General features: G+C 64.8%; 2 protein-coding genes. Both read left to right on the top strand.

Going from position 1 to position 22,914, the window contains the following annotated elements; translation table 11 throughout:
- The first annotated feature begins 96 nt into the window (after positions 1 to 96).
- Positions 97 to 11,076 (top strand): non-ribosomal peptide synthetase, encoded by a 10,980-nt coding sequence (locus OH720_RS23250; protein WP_272603062.1) that lies wholly within the window; start codon positions 97 to 99, stop codon positions 11,074 to 11,076.
- Complete coding sequence (locus tag OH720_RS23245; RefSeq protein WP_272603061.1) at positions 11,076 to 22,829, top strand: non-ribosomal peptide synthase/polyketide synthase; 11,754 nt, start codon at positions 11,076 to 11,078, stop codon at positions 22,827 to 22,829. The genes OH720_RS23250 and OH720_RS23245 overlap by 1 nt, the downstream gene beginning before the upstream one ends.
- Positions 22,830 to 22,914: the final 85 nt, after the last annotated feature.

Raw genomic sequence — 22,914 nt, 5'->3', positions numbered from 1 at the left:
GATAGTTGTTCTCATTCGCTAATTTTTCCGGTCTGCATTCGTTTTATAGGGACGACGTGCCTTTGTGCTTCCCGCCACTGATCCGGATACCCAGAAATGAATGCTGAAGACTCCTTGAAACTTGCTCGCCGGTTTATCGGGTTGCCCCTGGAAAAGCGCCAGATGTTCCTTGCGGCCTTGCACAAGGAGGGCGTGGATTTCGCCCGGTTTCCGATTCCTGCAGGGGTTGCGGCCGAGGATCGCCAGGCGCTGTCGTACGCCCAGCAACGCATGTGGTTTCTCTGGCAGCTGGACCCGCAGAGTGGCGCCTATAACTTGCCGGGTGCAGTGCGCCTGACTGGTCGGCTGAATCTGCCGGCGCTGGAACAGGCATTCGCCAGCCTGGTGGCGCGCCACGAAACCTTGCGCACGGTGTTCGCCGCGCAGGCCGACGACAGCTTGCTGCAGGTTCCGGCCACAGCGCCGCTGCTGATCGAACAAGTCGATTTCAGCGCCTTGCCGGCCACCGAGCGCGAGCAGGCCGTGGCCGAAGCCGCCGAGCGCCAATCGGTGCTGCCGTTCGATCTGGGCACTGGCCCGTTGCTGCGCGTCACCTTGCTCAAGCTCGCCGAACAGGAACACGTACTGCTGCTGACCCTGCACCACATCGTGTCCGACGGCTGGTCGATGAACGTGCTGATCGACGAATTCATCCGCTGCTACGACGCCTTCGATGCCGGTGCACAACCGCAACTGGCAGCCTTGCCGATCCAGTACAGCGACTACGCCCTGTGGCAACGCCGCTGGCTGGAGGCTGGCGAGCAGGCGCGTCAGCTCGACTACTGGCAGGCGCAACTGGGTGACGAGCACCCGGTGCTGGAGCTGCCCACCGATCACCCGCGCCCGGCGATGCCGAGCTATCGCGGGACCCGCTACGCGTTCGCCGTCGACGGACAACTGGCCGAGCAACTGCGGGCCACCGCGCAGAAACACAACATCACCTTGTTCATGCTGTTGCTCGGCGCCTTCAACGTGCTGCTGCACCGCTATACCGGGCAGACCGACATCCGCGTCGGCGTACCGATCGCCAACCGCAACCGCGCCGAGATCGAAGGCCTGATCGGCTTTTTCGTCAATACCCAGGTGCTGCGCACGCAACTGGACGGCCAGACCCGGGTCGACGAACTGCTGCGCCGCATCAAGGAAACCGCACTCGGCGCCCAGGCTCACCAGGACTTGCCCTTCGAACGCCTGGTCGAGGCGCTGAAACTGGAACGCAGCCTCAGCCACACGCCGCTGTTCCAGGTGATGTACAACCACCAGCCGCAGGTCGCGGACATCTCCTCGGTGACCACGGCGTCCGGCCTGGTGCTGGGCACGATCGAGTGGCAAGGACGCACCACCCAGTTCGACCTGACCCTGGACACCTACGAAAAAAGCGGCAAGCTGCACGCCGCGCTGACCTACGCCAACGACCTGTTCGACGCCGCTACCATCGCGCGCATGGCGCAACATTGGACGCACCTTTTACAGGGCATGGTCAGCGATACCCAGCAGCGCATCAGCGATCTGCCGCTGCTGGAGCAGGCCGAGTACCAGCGCATCGTCCACGATTGGAACCGCGCCGATGACAGCTTCGCCCAAGACCTATGCATTCATCAGCTGATCGGCCAGCAAGTCGCCGCGACCCCGAATGCGCTTGCCGTGACCTTCGCCACCCGCCAGCTGACTTATGGCGAACTCGACCACCAAGCCAATCGCCTGGCGCACAAGCTGATCGAACTCGGCGTCGGCCCGGAAGTCCGGGTCGGCGTGGCCATGCAGCGTTCCGAGCAACTGCTGGTGGCCTTGCTGGCAGTGCTCAAGGCCGGTGGCGCCTACGTGCCGCTGGACCCGGATTACCCCGCCGAACGCGTGGCCTACATGCTCGAAGACAGCCGTGCCCTGGTGCTGCTGACCGAAGCGGAGGTGGCCAGGACGCTGAGCGTGGCGAGCGATACCCAAGTAGTGCTGATGGACAGCCTCGCGTTGGCGGCTTACCCCATCAGCGCCCCGGTCACCGGCGTCACGCCGGACAACCTGGCCTACGTCATCTACACCTCCGGTTCCACCGGCAAGCCCAAGGGCGTGGCGATTGCCCATCGCAACGTGCTGGCGCTGATCGACTGGTCGCAGGCGGTGTACAGCCGCGACGACATTCAAGGGGTGCTGGCGTCGACGTCGGTGTGCTTCGACCTGTCGGTGTGGGAGCTGTTCGTCACCCTGGCCAACGGCGGATCGCTGATCATTGCCCGCAACGCCCTGGAGTTGCCGCAGCTGCCGGCCCGGGATCAGGTGCGCTTGATCAACACCGTGCCCTCGGCGATCAACGCGCTGCAGCGCGACGGGCAGATCCCGCCGAGCGTGCGCATCATCAACCTCGCCGGTGAGCCACTGAAGCAGAGCCTGGTGGAGGCGCTGTACCAGCAGCCGACCGTCGAGCACGTCTACGATCTGTACGGCCCGTCGGAAGATACCACTTACTCCACTTGGACCCGCCGCGAGGCCGGTGGCCGCGCCAATATCGGCCGCCCGCTCAAGCACACCGCCAGCTATCTGCTGGATGCCGACCTGCAACCGGTACCACAAGGCGTGTCCGCCGAGCTGTACCTCAGCGGCGCTGGCATCACCCGTGGTTACCTGGAACGGCCAGGCCTGACCGCGGAAAAGTACGTACCCAACCCGTTTTCCAGCACCGGCGAACGCCTGTACCGCACCGGTGACCTGACCCGTTATCAGGTCGACGGTACCCTGCAGTACGTGGGCCGCATCGACCATCAGGTCAAGGTCCGTGGCTTCCGCATCGAGCTGGGTGAAATCGAAGCGCGGCTGTTGCAACAGGACGCGGTGCACGAACTGGCGGTGCTGGCCCAGGACGGTATCAACGTTCAGCACCTGGTGGCCTACATCGTGCCGAGCGATCCGGCACTGCTGGTCGACCTCGACGCGCAAGCGACCCTGCGTGAATCCCTGAAGGAGGCCTTGCGTCAGCACCTGCCGGACTACATGGTTCCGGCGTTCCTGCTGTTCCTCGAGCAACTGCCGCTGACCCCCAACGGCAAGCTCGACCGCAAGGCGCTGCCGGCGGTGGACGGCAGCCAGCAACAACGCGAACACGTGGCGCCACGCAGTGCGCTGGAAAAGTCCCTCGTGGCGATCTGGCAAGACGTACTGGCCATCGACAACGTCGGCCTGGAAGACAACTTCTTCGAACTGGGCGGCGACTCCATCGTCTCGATGCAAGTGGTCAGCCGCGCGCGGCAGGCCGGGATCCTGCTCAGCCCCAAGGACCTGTTCCAGCACCAGACCATCCGCAGCCTGGCCCAGGCGGCGCGCAGTGGCGAGCAACAACTGATCGACCAGGGTCCAGCCAGCGGCGCGGTAGCGCTGGCACCGGTGCAACAGTGGTTCTTCGAACAGGCTATCCCTGCGCGTCAGCACTGGAACCAGTCGCTGTTGCTGGTACCGCACGAGCCGCTGAACATCGAGGCGCTGGAGCGTGCCCTGGAACAATTGCTGACCCATCACGACAGCCTGCGCCTGCGTTATCAACAGACAGATAGCGGCTGGCAGCAGGCCTATGCTGCGCCGACCACCGACTCGGTGCTGTGGCAGCGCCAGGCGCAATCGGTCGAAGCGCTGAACGCCTCGTGCGATGAAGCCCAGCGCAGTCTCGACCTGCAAAACGGCCCGTTGCTGCGCGCACTGCTGGTTTCGATGGCTGACGGCAGCCAGCGTTTGCTGCTGGTGGTTCACCATCTGGCGGTGGACGGTGTGTCCTGGCGCGTGCTGCTGGAAGATCTCCAGCAGTTCTACAACGGCGCTGCGGCGCCAGCGAAAACCAGCAGCTACCAGCGCTGGGTCGCGCGTTTGCAGGATCACCTTCCAGCCTTCGAACTCAGCCTCGGCCACTGGCAGGCCCAATTGCTGGATGCGCCACTCGACCTGCCGTGCGAGCGCCCGCACGGCGCACTGGAAAACCGCTTCGAACACAAACTCGAAATCAAGCTCGATACCGAGCAAACCCGCCAGCTGCTGCAACAGGCCCCGGCGGCCTACCGCACCCAGGTCAACGACCTGCTGCTGACCGCACTGGCCCGCGCCGTTGGCCGCTGGAGCGGGCAGGGCAGTACGCTGATCCAGCTCGAAGGCCACGGCCGCGAAGACCTGTTCGATGACGTCGACCTGACGCGCTCTGTGGGTTGGTTCACCAGCCTGTTCCCGGTCAACCTCAAGCCTGCTGCCGATCTCGGCGCCTCGATCAAATCCATCAAGGAACAACTGCGCAGCGTCCCGGACAAGGGCCTGGGCTACGGCGCGCTGCGCTACCTCGGCAGCGCACCGACCCGCGCCGAACTGGCGGCGTTGCCGCAACCGCGCATCACCTTCAACTACCTGGGGCAGTTCGACCGTCAGTTCGACGACGGCGCGTTGTTCACCCCGTCCACCGAAGGCAACGGCATCGCGCAGGACCCGTCGGCACCGCTGGGCAACTGGCTGGTGGTGGAAGGCCAGGTCTACGGCGGCGAGTTGTCCCTGAGCTGGGGCTTCAGTCGTGAGATGTTCGACACCGCGACCGTCCAGCGCCTGGCTGATGATTACGTCCAGGAACTGATCGCCCTGATCGAACATTGCTGCGCCCTTGACGCACCGCACGCCACGCCATCGGACTTCCCGCTGGCGCGCATCGATCAGGCGCAACTGGACGGGCTGCCGCTCGCCGTTGCCAATCTCGAAGACCTGTACCCGCTGTCGCCAATGCAACAGGGCATGCTGTTCCACACCCTGTACGAACCGCAGGTCGGCGCCTACATCAGCCAGTTGCGCCTGGACATCGGCGGGTTGGACACCGAGCGATTTACCCGCGCCTGGCAAGCCGCGGTCGAGCGTCATGACATCCTGCGCAGCAGCTTCCATTGGCAAGGCCTCGATAGCGCACACCAGGCGATTGCCCGTCAGGTCGCGTTGCCACTCCAAGTGCTTGAAGCGACTGACACCGAGGCACTGGCCGACGCCGAGCGTGCGCAAGGTTTCGAGCTGGGCAGGGCGCCGTTGTTTCGCCTGAAACTGCTGCGTACCGGCGCTGACGCCTGGCACCTGATCTACACCAGCCACCACATCCTGATGGACGGCTGGAGCAACGCACAGTTGCTGGCCGAAGTGATCCAGCACTACGCCGCCGGCCAGCCGCTGCGAGCGCCAACGGGCCAATACCGCGACTACCTGGGCTGGTTGCAACAGCAATCGGCAACCGTTGGCGAGCAGTTCTGGACAGCCGCATTGGCACCGCTGCAAGCACCGACCTTGCTGGCCGAAGCCTTGCGTCCACCGGTAGGCGCGACGGGTAACGAAGAGCATCGCGTCAGCCTCGACAACCGCGCCACCCAGCGTCTGGCCGAGTTCGCCCGTCAACAGAAAGTCACCCTCAACACCCTGTTGCAAGCGGCGTGGAGCCTGTTGCTGCAACGCTACACCGGCCAGGATTGCGTGGTGTTCGGCGCCACCGTGGCCGGACGTTCGGCGCCGTTGCCGGGGATCGAACAACAGCTGGGCCTGTTCATCAACACCCTGCCACTGGTGTGCGCGATGAAACCGGACCAGACCGTCAGCCAGTGGCTGGGGGAATTGCAAGGCCTGAACCTGGCCATGCGTGAGTTCGAACACGTGCCGTTGTACGACATCCAGGGTTGGGCGGGGCAGCAGGGTTCGGCACTGTTCGACAGCCTGCTGGTGTTCGAAAACTTCCCGGTGGCCGAAGCGCTGAAGCAGGGCGCGCCGGCCGGGTTGTCGTTCGGCAACCTGCACAACCACGAGCGCACCCACTATCCGCTGACCCTGGGCATCGAATTGGGCGAAGGCCTGGGTCTGGAGTTCAGTTATGACGCGGCGCGGTTCAGCGCGGCTCAGGTCGCACAGCTTTCAGCCAATTTGCAGCACCTGCTGATGCAACTGATGGCATCGCCGCAGGCGGCTTTGGGCTCGCTGGAACTGCTGGACGTCGATGGAAAGCACGCAGTGCTCGCGATCAGCCAGCCACCTGCGGTTGAGTTATCCACAACGCTACTGGCCCACGAACAGATCGCCGCGCAAGCCGCTGCCACGCCCGATGCACTGGCATTGCAGGTGGACGGCCACACCCTGAGCTACGGTCAACTCAATGCACAAGCCAACCACCTGGCCCAGCGCCTGATCGACAACGGCGCCGGCCCCGGCAAGCGCGTCGGCCTGGCCGTGCATCGCGGCCCGCAACTGATCATCAGCCTGTTGGCGGTCCTGAAAAGCGGCGCGGCCTACGTCCCCCTCGACCCGAAATACCCAACCGAACGCCTCACCTACATGATCGAAGACAGCCGCCTCGACGTGCTGCTGCACGAATCCGGCCTCCTCGAAGACGTACCAAGCGTAAGACGCTTATCCCTGGAAGACACCACACCCCTTGTAGGAGCGAAGCTTGCTCGCGAAGGCGGTCTCCCCGTCGCCGACGATCTGGCCTACATCATCTACACCTCCGGCTCCACCGGCCAACCCAAAGGCGTCGCCATCACCCACGCCGCCCTGCGCGAGTTCTGCCAGACCGCCGCCGACTACTCAAGACTGTCACCTACCGATCGCGTCCTGCAATTCGCCACCTTCAGCTTCGACGGCTTCGTCGAACAATGCTTCCCGGCATTGTGCGTCGGCGCAACCTTGATCATGCGCGGCGACGACCTGTGGGACGCCGGCCGACTGGCCACCCAAATCGTCGAGCAGGGCGTGACCGTGGCCGACTTGCCGGCCGCTTACTGGTTCCTGCTGGCCCGCGAATGCGCCAGCGGCGTGGTGCAAAACCTCGGCGATTTGCGCCAGGTACACGTCGGCGGCGAAGCGATGTCGGTGGAAGGCCTGCGCCTGTGGCATCAAGCAGGTTTGAGCCACGTGCGCCTGCTCAACACCTACGGGCCGACCGAGGCGACGGTAGTGTCCAGCGTGCATGAATGCCAATTGGCCGATGCCAGCGATGCCTTCGGCATTCCAATCGGTCGCGCCATCCCTGGCCGGGCGCTGTACGTGCTGGATGCGGCCGGTCAGCTACTGCCGACTGACGGCGTCGGCGAATTGTGCATCGGCGCACCGGCCTGCCTGGCGCAAAGCTACTTCGACCGCCCGGCGCTGACCGCCGAACGTTTCCTGCCGGACCCGTTTGCCCGCGAACCGGGCGCACGGCTGTACCGCAGCGGCGACCTGGCGCGCTACAACGGTAACGGCGATCTGGAATACGTCGGGCGTATCGACCACCAAGTGAAGATTCGCGGTTTCCGCATCGAGATGGGCGAGATCGAAGCCTGCCTGCAGGCCCTGGACGAAGTGCGCGAAGCCGCCGTCATCGCCCAGGACGGCACACAATTGGTGGCGTACGTCGTGGCCAGCGGCCCGGTGGTTGCTCAGGTCGAGTATCTGCAAGGACTCAAAGCCGTCCTGCAGCAGTCGCTGCCGGAATACATGGTGCCCAACCATATGGTCCTGCTCGACCGATTGCCGCTCAACAACAACGGCAAGCTCGACCGCAAGGCTTTGCCACGGGTTGAAGCGGGCGATGCACAACGTGCCTTCGTAGCGCCTGCCGAAGGTCTGGAAATGCAACTTGCGCACATCTGGCAAGAAGTGCTGAAGGTCGAGAAAGTCGGTCGCGACGACAACTTCTTCGAGCTCGGCGGCCACTCGTTGCTGGTGCTGCAAGTGATCTCCCGAGTACGTCAGCAACTGCAACTTGAGCTGTCGGTGAACAGCCTGTTCTCGGCGGCGAATCTGGCGGAGTTCGCCGAGCGCGCCGCGCAAGCGACCCTCAGCGGCCAACCGTCGCTGCAACGCGCAGCGGACGATCAGCCACGCCTGCTGTCCTACGCCCAGCAACGCCAGTGGATTCTCTGGCAACTGGACCCGCACAGCGCGGCCTACAACATCCCGGCAGCGCTGCGCCTCAAAGGCCCGCTGAACCGCGACGCCCTGCGCAAAACCTTCGCCCAGTTGCAGCTGCGCCACGAAGCCTTGCGCACCACCTTCGAACAGGATGGTCAGCAGGCGCGCCCGGTGGTGCATGTCGAGCTGCCGTTGCAGTTCAACGAAAAGCCCATCAACGAGTCGGCGATCAACGCTGCGGTGGCCGCAGAAATCGCCCAGCCTTTCGATCTGCGCAACGGCCCGCTGTGGCGCTGCTTGCTGCTGCAAGTCAGCGCCGAAGACCATGTGCTGGTGCTCACCGTGCACCACATCGCCGCCGATGGCTGGTCGATGCAGGTGATGGTCGATGAGTTCAGCGCGCTGTATCAGGCTGCCGTTGACGGGCATGCGGCCAACCTGCCGGCACTGCCGGTGGCTTACAGCGACTACGCCCGTTGGCAGCGCGACTGGCTGGAAGCCGGCGAGGGCGCGCGGCAACTGGCGTGGTGGCGCGAGCAACTGGCGGGCAGCCAGGCGCCACTGGAGTTGCCGAGCGAACTGACCCGCCCGGCCCGCCGTAGCGAGCGCGGCGCCAGCCTGACGTTGAACGTCGATCGCCAGCTGCTGGCCGGTTTGCGTGAGCGTGCGCAGGAGCAGCAAGTGACGCTGTTCATGCTGTTGCTGGCGAGTTTCCAGACCCTGCTGCACCGCCAGAGCGGGCACTCGGGCATCAGCGTCGGCGTGCCGAGTGCCGGCCGTTCACGCCTGGAAACCGAAGGCCTGATCGGCTTCTTCATCAATACCCAGGTGCTGCGTGCCGAGATCGACGGGCAGCAACCGTTCAGTGCGCTGCTGCAACAGGTCAAGCAAACGGCCTTGGCGGCGCAAGCCCATCAGGACTTGCCGTTCGAACAATTGGTCGACGCCCTGCAACCGGATCGCAGCCTCAATCACAGCCCGTTGTTCCAGGTGCTCTACAACCATCAGCAAAAACTCGGCGCCAGTGTCGAGCGCGCGGTGGCCGATTTGCAGGTCGAGCGCCTGCACTGGCAGCAACACACCGCGCAATTCGATCTGGTGCTCGACACCCAGGAGCAGGGCGATGAACTGGACGCCAGCCTGAGCTACGCCACCGATCTGTACGACGAAGCCTCGATGCAGCGCTTCGCCGAGCAGTGGCTGAACCTGTTGCGCGCGGTGGTCGAAAACCCACAGCAGCGCGTCGCCGAATTGCCGTTGCTGCAAGCGCCGCAATACGACGGGTTGATTCAGCACTGGAATCCGAACTTCGAGGCACAAGCGCAATCGCCAACCTTGCATCATCTGTTCGAAGCCCAAGCCGCGCAACGCCCGGACGCCATCGCACTGACCTGCGAAGGCGAGCATCTAACCTACGCCGCGCTCAACGCCCAGGCCAATCGCCTGGCGCACAAATTGCGCGAGCAGGGTGTCGGCCCCGAAGTGCGCGTGGGTATCGCCACCGAGCGGGCGATGCCGCTGGTGGTCGGCTTGCTGGCGATTCTCAAGGCCGGTGGCGCCTACGTGCCGCTGGACCCGCAATACCCGGCCGAGCGCCTGAGCTACATGATCGATGACAGCGGCATTGGCTTGCTGTTGACCCAGGCTCACCTGATCGACGGCTTGCCCGCCCGCGAAGGCGTGCAGGTCCTGGACTTGGCGGCCATGCAACTGGCCCCCTACAGCGCCGACAACCTGGCGCCGTTGGCGACCCCGGACAACCTCGCCTACGTGATCTACACCTCCGGCTCCACCGGCCGACCCAAGGGCGCCTTGCTCAGCCATGGCAACGTCGGCCGCTTGCTCACGGCCACCGCTGGCGAATTCAATTTCGGCGCAGACGATGTCTGGACCCTGTTCCACTCCTACGCCTTCGACTTCTCGGTGTGGGAGCTGTTCGGTTCGCTGTGCACCGGCGGGCGCCTGGTGATTGTGCCGTATTACATCAGTCGCGAGCCGCAGGAGTTCCACCGCTTGCTCTGCGATGAAGGGGTGACGGTGTTGAACCAGACCCCGACCGCGTTCCGCCAATTGTTGCCGATCGCCTGCGCCAGCCCGCGCAGCCTGGCGTTGCGCCAGGTGATCTTCGGTGGCGAAGCACTGGAAGTGGCCAGCCTGCGCCCGTGGTTCGAACGCTTCGGCGACCGGCAACCGACACTGGTGAACATGTACGGCATCACCGAGACCACGGTGCACGTGACCTACCGCGCGATCCGCCTGGCCGACCTTGACGGCAAGGCGCAAAGCCCGATCGGCCTGCCGATCCGCGACCTGCGCTGGTACTTGCTCGACAGCCAGTTGCAACCGGTGCCGGTGGGCGTGGCGGGCGAGCTGTACATCGCCGGTGCCGGCCTGGCCCGGGGTTATCACGGTCGTTTCGGCCTGACCGCCGAGCGTTTCGTACCGAGCCCGTTCGACGCTTCGCAGCGCCTGTATCGCAGCGGCGACCTGGCGCGCCAGCGGGCCGACGGCAGCATCGACTACCTGGGGCGGATCGACCAGCAAGTGAAGATCCGCGGGTTCCGCATCGAACTGGGCGAGATCGAAGCGGCCGTGCTGGCGCAACCGGGCGTGCGTCAGGCGGTGATCAGCGTGCATGTCGACGACGGCGGTCCGCAGCTGTGCGCCTACGTCGTCGCCGAGCACCTGCCGAACGATCCGATCGCCTGGCGCGACAACCTGCGCGCCGCGCTGAAGATCGACCTGCCGGACTACATGGTGCCCAGCCACTGGCTGTTGCTCGATGCCTTGCCACTGACCAGCAACGGCAAGCTCGACCGCAAGGCCTTGCCACTGCCAGATGCCCAAGACTGGCAGCGCCCGTTCGAAGCTCCCGAAGGCGAACTCGAACAGCAACTGGCCGCGATCTGGGCCGAGGTGCTGGGTGTGGCCCGGATCGGCCGCCGCGACAACTTCTTTGAATTGGGCGGGCATTCGCTGCTCGCCGCCCAGGCCAGTGCCCGCGTGGAGCTGGAACTGGGCATCGAGCTGCCGCTGCGCGCGCTGTTCGAAAGCAACGACCTTCAGGCTTATGCCGCCATGGCCGGGCAACACGCCCCGACTGACAACGATGCACGCCTGGATGCGCTTGAGTCGCTTCTGGACGAGATGGAGTTCAACTGATGGAACACAGCACTGCCCAGCGTATCGCCACCCGTTTCGCCGGCCTGCCTGCCGAAAAACGCCGCGAGTTCCTGACAAAAATGCAGGAGCAGGGCGTGAGCTTCGGCCAACTGCCGATCCCGCCCGCCGCCGAACCACAAGCGACCTTCGAGCTGTCCTACGCGCAGCAGCGCCAATGGTTCCTCTGGCAGCTCGACCCACAGGGTTCGGCCTACAACATTCCCGCGGCCCTGCGCCTGCAAGGGCCGCTGAACCTTGCGGCGCTGCAACAGAGTTTCGACGTACTGCTGGAGCGGCATCAGAGCCTGCGCAGCCGTTTTGTCGAAGACGACGGCCAGGTGATGCAAGCCCTGGCGAGCTTCAACACGCTGCCCATCGAACAGCACGATCTGCGCGCCGAAGCCGAGGCGCTGCGCCTTGAATCGGCGATGAAAACAGTCGAAGCAGAGATTGCCCGGCCGTTCGACCTGCAGCACGGCCCACTGTTGCGCGTCAGCCTGTTGCAGCTGGACCTTGATGATCATGTGCTGGTGCTGACCCTGCACCACATCGTCACCGATGGCTGGTCGATGGGGGTGTTGATCGAGGAGTTTTCAAGGCTCTACGCGGCCCATTGCCAGGGACAGAGTGCTGAGCTTGAAATGTTGCCGATCCAGTATTCGGACTATGCCGCCTGGCAGCGTCGCTGGATGGAAGCGGGGGAGCTGGAACGTCAACTGGACTGGTGGAGGGAAAAGCTCGGCAGTGAACAACCGCTGCTGGAATTGCCCACCGACCGCCCGCGTCCGGCGCAACCGAGTCAGCAAGGCGCGCGCCTGGATTTCGCCCTCGACTCAACATTGGCCCGCGGCCTCATGAGCCTGGCCAAACAGCGCGGCGTCACCCCGTTCATGCTGTTGCTGGCGAGTTTCCAGGCGCTGCTCTACCGCTACAGCGGTCAGTCCGACCTGCGCATCGGCGTACCCATCGGCAACCGTAACCGTACGGAAACCCGAGGCCTGATCGGTTTCTTCGTCAACACCCAGGTGATGCGCGCCGAACTCGATGGCCGGCTGCCGTTCGCCCAGTTGCTCGACCAGACCCGCGCCTTTGCGCTGGATGCCCAGGATTATCAGGACTTGCCGTTCGAGCGCCTGGTGCAGGCGCTGCAAGGCGAACGCAGCCTCAGTCACAGCCCGTTGTTCCAGGTGATGTTCAACCACCAGCAGGCCAAGCCCGCAGCGGTCAGCAGCTTGCTGGCCGGCCTTCGTGTCGAGGCGCTGAACGCCACGGCGCACACCACCCAATTCGACCTGCAACTGGACACCCAGGAAGAGGGCGACAAGCTGTTCGCCAGCCTGACCTACGCCACCGACCTGTTCGACGCCGAACGCATCGAGCACCTGGCCCGGCATTGGCGCAACCTGTTGGCCGGGGTGCTGGCGAACCCGCAAACCCCGCTGGCCGAATTGCCATTGCTCGATGCCGACGAGCACCTGCGCATCCTCGACGACCTCAACGACACCGCTCAAGCCTATCCAGGTGAAGTCTGCGTACAGCGGCATTTCGAAGCGCGGGTAATGGAAAATCCACAGGCGACGGCGCTGGTGTTCCAGGGCCAGTCCCTGAGCTACGCCGAGCTCAACCTGCGCGCCAACCGCCTGGCCCACCACTTGCGCGCCCAGGGTGTCGGCCCGGAAGTGATCGTGGGGATCGCCTGCGACCGTTCGCTGGAAATGGTCGTCGGCCTGCTGGCGATCCTCAAGGCCGGCGGTGCCTACGTACCGCTGGACCCGGAATACCCGCTCGATCGCCTGAGCTACATGATCGAGGACAGCGGCATTTCCCTGCTGTTGACCCAGGAGCACCTGCTGGCGCAACTGCCGACGCCGGACAGCGTGCGCACCCTGTGCCTGCAAGCGCACGCCGAGTGGCTGAGCGACCTGCCTGGCGAGGATCTGCACAACCTGGCTGTCGGCGAAAACCTCGCCTACATGATCTACACCTCCGGTTCCACCGGAAAACCGAAAGGCGCGGGCAACCGTCATGTAGCCTTGCATAACCGCCTTGAGTGGATGCAGCAGGCCTACAACCTTCTGCCGAGCGACCGCGTGCTGCAAAAGACGCCGTTCAGTTTCGACGTGTCGGTATGGGAATTCTTCTGGCCGTTGATCAAAGGCGCCACGCTGGTCATCGCCGCGCCGGGCGAGCATCGCGACCCGCAGCGCCTTGCCGCACTGATCGTCGAGCAGGCGATCACCACGCTGCACTTCGTGCCGTCGATGCTCTCGGCCTTCATCGCTGCCGACGAGGCGCTGGCCTGCACTTCGCTGACGCGCATCATCTGCAGCGGCGAAGCATTGCCCATGGAACTGCAACGCCAGACCCTGCGCAGCCTGCCGCAAGCCCATCTGTACAACCTGTATGGCCCGACCGAAGCGGCGATCGACGTGACCCACTGGACCTGCGTGGAAGAGGGCCGCGACAGCGTGCCGATCGGCCGGCCGATCGCCAACCTGCGCACCTTGATCCTCGACAGCGAACTGCAACCCTTGCCACTGGGCGCGGTGGGCGAACTGTACCTGGGCGGTATCGGCCTGGCCCGGGGTTATCACCGCCGTGGCGCGTTGACCGCCGAGCGTTTCGTGGTCGACCCGTTTGGCAGCGGCGAGCGTCTGTACCGCACCGGTGACCTGGCGCGTTACCGCGCTGACGGTGCCATCGACTACTGCGGACGCATCGACCATCAGGTGAAGATTCGCGGCTTGCGTATCGAGCTGGGGGAAATCGAAGCGCGCCTGCAAGAACATGCCGGCGTGCAGGAAGCCGTGGTGCTGGCCCTCGACAGCCCGAGCGGCAAGCAACTGGTGGCGTACATCGTGCCGCAGGATCGCGGTTTGGTCAGCGCCGATGCGCAGCAGCAAGGCACCTGGCGCGAAACCCTGAAAAGCCATCTGCTCGGCAGCCTGCCGGACTACATGGTGCCGGCGCAGACCGTGCTGATCGAACAGATGCCCCTGAGCCCCAACGGCAAACTGGAACGCAAACGCCTGCCGGCACCGACCGCGCAGGTCAGCCAGCGCGCGTTCGAAGCGCCACGCAGCGAACACGAGCGCGTGCTGGCGCAGATCTGGCAGGACGTGCTGGGCCTGGAGCAGGTCGGACGACAGGACAACTTCTTTGAGCTGGGCGGCGACTCGATCATTTCGATCCAGGTGGTCAGCCGCGCCCGCCGTGCCGGCCTGAGCCTGCAACCGCGCGACCTGTTCCAGCAGCAAACCCTGCAAGCCCTGGCCGCGGTGGTGAAAGAACAGGCAGCGCCCTTGGCGCAACAGGGACCGGTGGACGGTGTGCAAAAACTCACGCCGATCCAGTGCTGGTTCTTCGAAGAACCGATCCCTCAGCGTGCCCACTGGAACCAGGCGGTGTTGCTGACGCCGCGCGAAACCCTTGAACTGCCGCGTCTGCAAGGCGCCTTGCAACGGGTACTCAAGCAGCACGATGCCCTGCGCTTGCGTTTCAGCCAGGTCGACGGCCAGTGGTCGGCGCGTTATGTCGGCGCCGACAGTGCCGATGTCATCGACATGCTCTGGACCGCCCGCGTCGCCAACGATGCGTCGCTCGAGTCGGTGTGTGATGAAGCCCAGCGCAGCCTCAGCCTGCAAGACGGGCCATTGCTGCGGGTGGCGCTGATCGCCCAGGCCGATGGTGCCCAGCGCTTGCTGCTGGTCATCCACCACTTGGCGGTGGACGGGGTGTCCTGGCGCGTGCTGCTGGAAGATTTGCAGGCCGCGTATCAAGGCCAGGACCTGCCGCCCAAGACCAGTGCCTTCCAGGCCTGGGCGGACAAGCTCGATGCTTATGCCAAGTCCGAAACGGCCCTGAATGAATTGAGCTGGTGGCAGAGTCATCTGCACGGTGCCAGCGATTCGTTGCCGGCGGCCAATGCACACGCGAATCAGGCCGGGCATCTGCGCCAAGGCGTCAGTATCGGCCTGGACCGCGAGCAGACCCGCCAGCTGCTGCAACAGGCCCCGGCGATCTACCGCACCCAGGTCAACGACCTGCTGCTGACCGCACTGGCTCGTACCCTCAGCCGCTGGATCGACAGCGAATCGGCGCTGATCCAGCTCGAAGGCCACGGCCGCGAAGAGCTGTTCGACGACCTCGACCTGACCCGCACCGTTGGCTGGTTCTCCAGCCTGTTCCCGGTGCGCCTGACGCCGACGGCCGACCTCGGCAGCTCGATCAAGGTGATCAAGCAGCAACTGCGGGACATCCCCGGCAAAGGCCTGGGCTACGGCGTGTTGCGCTACCTGGGCGATGCAGTGGCGCAAGCGACGCTGGCCGCGTTGCCGCAAGCGCGGGTGACCTTCAACTACCTCGGCCAGTTCGACCAGAGCTTTGCCGAGGACGCGCTGTTCACGCCAGCACGCGAATCCAGCGGCGCCGCGCAGTCGGCGGATGCGCCGTTGCCGAACTGGTTGTCGGTGGACGGTCAGGTCTATGGTGGTGAACTGAAACTCGACTGGACCTTCAGCCGCGAATGCTTCGAGCTGCGCGAAATCGAAGCCCTGGCGAACGATTTTCGCGCTGAACTGTTGGCGCTGATCGACCATTGCCTGAGTGACGGCGCAGGTGGCGTGACCCCGGCGGACTTCCCGCTGGCGCGCTTGAGCCAGGCGCAACTCGATGGCCTGCCGGTGCCGCCGGCGCAGATCGAGGATGTCTACCCGCTGTCGCCGATGCAGGCGGGTCTGTTGTTCCACAGCCTCTACGAATCCGAGTCTGGCGCCTACGTGAATCAGCTCAGCGTCGAAGCCCGTGGCCTCGATGCCGATCGTTTAGGCCGTGCCTGGCAAGCCGTGCTCGACAGCCACGCGATCCTGCGCAGCAGCTTCCACTTCCCCGAAGGTTTCGAAGCGCCGGTGCAACTGGTGCATCGTCATCTGCCATTGCCGATGACCTGCCTCGACTGGCGTGGCCGCGAAAATCAGGCCGATGCGCTGGCGCAACTGATCGACAGCGAACGCCTGCAACTCGATCCGACCCGCGCACCGTTGATGCGCCTGACCCTGGTGCGCCTGGACGATGAGCGCCAGCAACTGATCTACACCCACCATCACCTGTTGCTCGATGGCTGGAGCAATTCGCTGCTGCTCAGTGAAGTGCTGCAGCGTTATGCCGGGCAGGATGTACCCGCACCCACCGGGCGATTCGCCGACTACATCGGCTGGCTGCAGCGCCAGGGTGCCGAGGCTGACGAGCTGTTCTGGCGCGAGCAACTGGCGAGCCTCGACAACCCGACGCTGCTGGCCGAGACCATGGGTTTCAACAACCGGGCGGACGCGGCATTTGCCGATCACCGCCAGACCTTCGACGTCGCCACCAGCCAGCGCTTCAGCGACTTTGCCCGGCAGCAGAAAGTGACACTCAACACCCTGGTGCAAGGTGCGTGGGCACTGTTGCTGCAACGCTACAGCGGCCAACGCAGCGTGGCGTTCGGCGCCACGGTGGCGGGGCGTCCGGTGGACTTGCCGGGGGCCGAAAGCCAGCTCGGCCTGTTCATCAACACCTTGCCGGTGATCAGCAGCCCGGACGCCATCGAAAGTGTTGAGCAATGGCTGACGCGTTTACAGGCGCAAAACCTGGAACTGCGCGAGCACGAATTCACCGCGCTGGGCGACATTCAGCGTTGGGCCGGACGTGCCGGCGAGCCGCTGTTCGACAGCCTGCTAGTGTTCGAAAACTTCCCGGTCGCCGAAGCCCTGCAGCAGGGCGCACCGGCTGGCTTGAGCTTCTCCATCCCACAGAACCACGAGCGCACCAATTTCCCGCTGACCCTGGCGGCCACCGCCGAAAACCAGCTCAGCATCCACTGGAGCTACCAGTGCAGCCACTTCAGCCGCGAAGCGATTGCACGCATGAGCGAGCACCTGGCCGCGCTACTGGCGGCAATGGTCGCCGCGCCACAGGCGGCCTTGAGTGAGCTGGACCTGCTGACTGCCGCGGAACGCACCCAGCAATTGCTGGAGTGGAACCCGCCGTTCAGCGCAGAAGAAAACCCGCTGTGCGTGCATCAACTGATCGAGGCCCAGGCCGAGATTCGTCCAGATGCCACGGCGCTGATCTTCAACGACCTGGAACTGAGCTTCGACCAGCTCAATCGCCGCGCCAACCAGTTGGCCCATCGCCTGCGCGCCTTGGGCATCGGCCCGGAAGTGCGGGTCGGCCTGGCCATGCAGCGTTCGCCAGAAATGATCATCGGCCTGCTGGCGATCCTCAAGGCCGGTGGCGCCTACGTGCCGCTGGACCCGGCCTACCCGGCGGAGCGCCTGCGCTACCTGATGCAAGACAGTGGCATTTCCCTGCTGGTCAGCCAATCCTGGCTGCGGGAAAAGCTGCCACTGCCCGAAGGCTTGCCGGTGCTGGAAATCGACCGTGAACCGCTGGCGGCCATGGCTGAAAGCAACCCGGTCAACCTCACTTGCGGCGAGAACCTCGCCTACCTGATCTACACCTCGGGCTCCACCGGCCGGCCCAAAGGCGTCAGCGTGGCCCACGGCCCGCTGGCCATGCACTGCGTGAAGATCGGCGAGTTGTACGGCATGAACCCGGACGACCGCGAACTGCAATTTGCCTCGATCAGCTTCGACGGCGCCCATGAGCGCTGGCTGACGCCGCTGGTGTTCGGTTCGGCGGTGATGCCCCGCGACGACGAGTTGTGGAGCGTGGAGCGCACCTGCGCCGAGATCGAAAAGCACGGCATCACCATCGCCTGCTTCACCCCGACCTACCTGGGGCAGATCGCCGATTTCATGGGCGAAGCCGGGCGTGACCTGCCGATCCGCTCCTACACCCCGTGCGGTGAGGGGATGGCCAAGCATGCGTTCGACGAGGTGCAGCAAGTCCTGCAACCCAAGCGCTTGATCAATGGTTATGGCCCGACCGAAACGGTGATCACGCCGCTGATCTGGCTGGCCTATCCGGATACCGAATTCGACTCGGCCTTCATGCCGATCGGCCGGCCGGTGGGCAACCGCAGCGCCTACATCCTCGACGGCGGCTTGCAGCCGTTGCCGGTTGGCGTGGCGGGTGAGTTGTACCTGGGCGGCGAGGGCGTTGCCCGTGGTTACCACCAGCGTCCTGACCTGACTGCCGAACGCTTCGTGCCCGATCCGTTCGTGCCGGGGGCGCGTCTGTACCGCAGTGGTGACCTCGCGCGGTTCCGTGCCGATGGCGTCGTCGAATACCTCGGCCGTATCGACCAGCAAGTGAAGATTCGCGGTTTCCGTATCGAACTCGGCGAAATCGAAGCCTGCCTGCTCGAGCATGAAGGCGTGCGTGAAGCCTTTGTGATTGATCGCGAAGGTCCGGTGAGCCGTCAACTGGTGGGCTACGTGGTGCCGCGCGATCCACTGGCTGACGAGCAGGCGCTGCGTGACGCGTTGACGGCGCACCTGCGCAGCCGTTTGCCGGCGCACATGCTGCCGGCGCATCTGATGTGCCTGGCCGCGTTGCCGCTGACGCCTAATGGCAAGCTCGATCGCCAGGGTTTGCCAGCGCCTGAAGCGACTCGACAGACTCAGGATCAGGTGGCCGCCGCGTCGCCTGCCGAAGCGCTGTTGGTGGAAATCTGGCAGGACTTGCTCGGTCTGGATTCGGTGGGCGTCACCGAGAACTTCTTCGAACTGGGCGGTGATTCGATCATCTCGCTGCAAGCGGTAAGCCGTGCCGGGCAGCGCGGGCTGGTGTTCAGTCCGAAGCAGTTGTTCGAGCAGCAGACCATTCGCGCCCTCGCAGCCGTGGCCGGCAGCCGTGAAGCCGCGCTGGTCGAAGCGCCGAAGGTCGAGGCTTTTGCGCTGGTGCCATTTATCGACGTGTCTGCCCGCGAAGGTCTACAAGACCTGTATCCGTTGTCGCCGATGCAGCAGGGTATGCTGTTCCACTGCCTCGAATCACCGCAGCTCAACCCCTACGTCAACCAGTTGAGCGTAGCGGTGGACGGCTTGCAGGTGCCGCGATTCCGCGCGGCGTGGCAAGCGTTGATCGAGCGTCATGAAGTGCTGCGCGCAGCGTTCCGTTGGCGTGACGGCCTGGCCGATCCGCTGCAAGCGGTGTTTGCCAGCGTCGAGTTGCCGGTCGAGGAATTCGACTGGCGCGACCGCACGGACACCGAACAAGCGCTGAGCGAACTGGCGGCTGCCGAACAGGCCAAGGGTTTCGACCTGAGCTGCCCACCGCTGATGCGCTTCATCCTGGTGCGCCTGGGTGAAGAGCGGTACCAGATGATCTGGATCTACCATCACCTGCTGCTCGATGGCTGGAGTGCTTCGCGCCTGCTGGGCGAAATGCTGCGCCTGTACCACCACGACAGCCTGCCGGCGCTGACCGGGCGTTACGCCGACTACATCGCCTGGCTGCAGCGCCAGGACGAGACGCAAGCGGAAAGCTTCTGGCGTGAGCGCCTGGCGTTGCTCGAAGCACCGACCATCCTGGCCACGGCCTCGGGTGCCACAGGCTCCGGCCACGGCGTGATGTACAGCGACCTCGACGCCGAGGCGACGCGCAAGTTGCACAGCTTCGCCAAGCGTCAGCGCGTCACCCTCAACACCCTGGTCCAAGGCGCCTGGCTGTTGCTGCTGCAACGTCACAGCGGCCAACGCAGCGTGGCGTTCGGGGCCACGGTGGCGGGGCGGCCGACGGGGCTGGCCGGTGCCCAGCACATGCTCGGCCTGTTCATCAACACCTTGCCGGTGATCCAGACCCTCGACCCGCAACAGCCGCTGGGCGAGTGGCTGCGTGACTTGCAGGACTACAACCTGGCCGTGCGCGACTACGAACACACGCCATTGTCCGACGTGCAGCGCTGGGCCGGGCAGGGTGGCCAGGGCCTGTTCGACAGCATCATCGTGTTTGAAAACCATCCGGTGGACCGTGCCTTGAAAGGGGGCGAGGAAGGTGAGTTGCGCTTCGCCGAAGTCGGCAGCGGCGGCGTCACCAACTTCCCGATGGACTTGATGGTCAGCGCCAACGACCAGGGGCTGGAAGTCGAGTACCTGTACCTGCGTGATCGCTTCAGCGAACAGGAAGTGCAGCGCATTCGCGCACAGATGGAAGGTTTGCTGCGGGCGTTGCCAGAGGATGCGGAGTGCCTGCTCGGCAACATCGGCCTGCCCGAAGCACGCGTGAGCCTGCCGCAAGCCTGCAGCGACAACGCCGATCTGCTGCACCGCTTCAAGCAGCATGTGTGCAGCCAACCGCAGAAAATCGCCTTGTTCTGTGAGGAGCGTGAAGTCAGCTACGCTGATCTTGAACACCAGGCCAATGCGCTGGCGCAGCGGTTGATCAGTCGCGGCATTGGCCCGGAAAGCCTGGTGGCGGTGGCCTTGCCCCGTTCGGAACGCACCATCGTCGCGTTCCTCGCCGTGCTCAAGGCCGGTGCGGCGTATCTGCCGCTGGACCTGTCATACCCGGCCGAGCGCCTGGCCTACATGCTCAGCGATTCGGCCGCCAGCCTGCTGCTGTGCGACAGCGACCTGGGCGATCGCCTGGCACTGGCTGACAGCCCGCCACGCTTGTTGCTCGATCAGACGAGCCTGGTTGGCAGCACCGAATGCCCGGTTGCCCATCCATTGCCGGGGCACCTGGCGTACCTGATCTACACCTCCGGCTCCACTGGCCAGCCCAAAGGCGTGGCGGTGGAACGTGGACCGATTGCCCGGCATTGCCGCGGTATCATCGACCTCTACGAACTGGCACCCCGCAGCCGCGAACTGCACTTCATGTCGTTCGCCTTCGACGGTGCCCAGGAACGCTGGCTGAGCGTGCTGTTGGCCGGTGGCAGCCTGGTGATCCGCGAAGACAACCTGTGGACCCCGGAATACACCCTGGAGGTGCTGCACCGCCACAGCGTCACCGTCGCCTGCTTCCCGCCGGCGTACCTGCAACAGATGGCCGAAGTCGCCGAGCGCCTGGGCAATCCGCCGGCGGTCGAGGTGTACTGCTTTGGCGGTGATGCGGTGCCGGACGCCAGCTTCGAACAGGTCAAGCGCGCTTTGCGGCCGCAGCGCCTGGTCAACGGCTATGGCCCGACCGAAACCGTGGTCACGCCGTTGCTGTGGCGTGCCGAGGCCAGCGAAACCTGCGAGGCGGCTTATGCGCCGATTGGCCGTGGTGTGGCGGGCCGTGGCCTGTACATCCTCGACGCCGATCTCAATCCGTTGCCGGTTGGTGTCAGCGGCGAGCTGTACCTGGGCGGCGAATGCCTGGCCCGTGGTTACCATCAGCGGCCGGGCATGAGCGCCGAGCGTTTCATGGCCGATCCGTTCGCGGCCGGTGGCCGCATGTACCGCACCGGCGACCTGGTGCGCCAGCGCGAGTGCGGTTTGATCGACTACCTCGGCCGGCTAGACCAGCAAGTGAAGATCCGCGGTTTCCGTATTGAACTGGGCGAGATCGAAGCGCGTCTGCGTGACTGCGCCGGGGTGCAGGATGCCGCCGTGGTGGTGCACGACACGCCCACCGGCAAACAGCTGGTCGGTTATGTCGTGGCCGCCGCTGCCGCCGGGCTGGATCAGCGCTTGAAGGCCGATCTGCAGGCACAGATGCCGGACTACATGGTACCGGCGCGGATCCTCGTGCTGGAGCGTTTCCCGCTGTCGGCCAACGGCAAGCTCGACCGTCGCGCACTGCCTGTGCCGCAGTGGGCGCTTGGCGGTTACCGCGCGCCGCGCAACGCCCTGGAAAGCGCGCTGGCGACGATCTGGCAAGAGGTGCTGGGTGTGCCGCAAGTGGGCATCGACGACAACTTCTTTGAACTCGGCGGCGACTCGCTGCAGGTGCTCAAAGTCATCTCGCGGGTGCGCAGCCAGCCGCAACTGGGCTTCGAATTGAAACTGCGCGACCTGATGCAGAAACCCTGCATCGCCGAACTCAGCGGCTATCAGGCTGCCGAGACTTCAAGTGCGCCGGACCCGTTGCTGGCCTTGAATGGTCGGGTGGCGAACGCGCCGGCGCTGTTCTGCCTGCACGCCGGGTTCGGCACGGTGTTCGACTACGAGCCGCTGGCCCGGCGCCTGGAAGGGCGGCGCACGGTGTACGGACTGCAATGCCGCATGCTGCTCGACCCGCAGTGGCAGGATCAGTCGTTGCTGGCCATGGCCCAGGCTTACGCGCAGCGAATTCGCACGCAACAACCGGAAGGCCCGTATTACTTGCTCGGCTGGTCGCTGGGTGGCGCGTTGACGCAACTGGTCGCCCATGAACTGGAAAGCCATGGGCAGACGGTGGCGTTTGCCGGGCTGGTCGACAGTTATGTGGCGGGTACCGCCGAAGCGGGGGACTGGCGCGAAGATTTGGCGGATTTCCTGAAGTTTGTCCTCGGTCAACCGTCTGAAGAAGCACAGGCATTGATTGCCTTGAAAGCCGCAGGCCTGAATGAGCGAGAAGGTGCCGGCGCGGTGATCGAGGCGGCCATGCACGGCGCTAATGACCACGCGGCGTTGGGCTCCAGTGAACTGACACAGATCTTCGCCACCGGCTCGTCGCTCAAGCAGCTTGCCTTGGCGCAGAGGCAATTGCCGAAGGTACAGGTTGGCACCCATCGCTGGTGGGTAGCAGGGCGCGACGACGAACGCCGGGTGTTCGAGGCCCAGGTGGGGCGTCACGGTGTGGACTGTCTGTTGGCCGGTGGGCACTACGAGTTACTGCGTGGTGATGAGTTACTCGATGAACTTGAACAGCTGTTGGAGTACGGCCCAGCCATAGCCTAAAACGCAGGCCCCCTGTAGGAGCTGGCTTGCCAGCGAAGGTCGTTAACGATAACGCGTGCTTATTGGATAAACGCGGTGCTTTTGA

This window comes from Pseudomonas sp. WJP1, from assembly GCF_028471945.1.
GTDB lineage: Bacteria > Pseudomonadota > Gammaproteobacteria > Pseudomonadales > Pseudomonadaceae > Aquipseudomonas.
The sequence above is the reverse complement of the archived record's forward strand: the minus strand, read 5'-3'. Positions and strand labels throughout refer to the sequence as shown.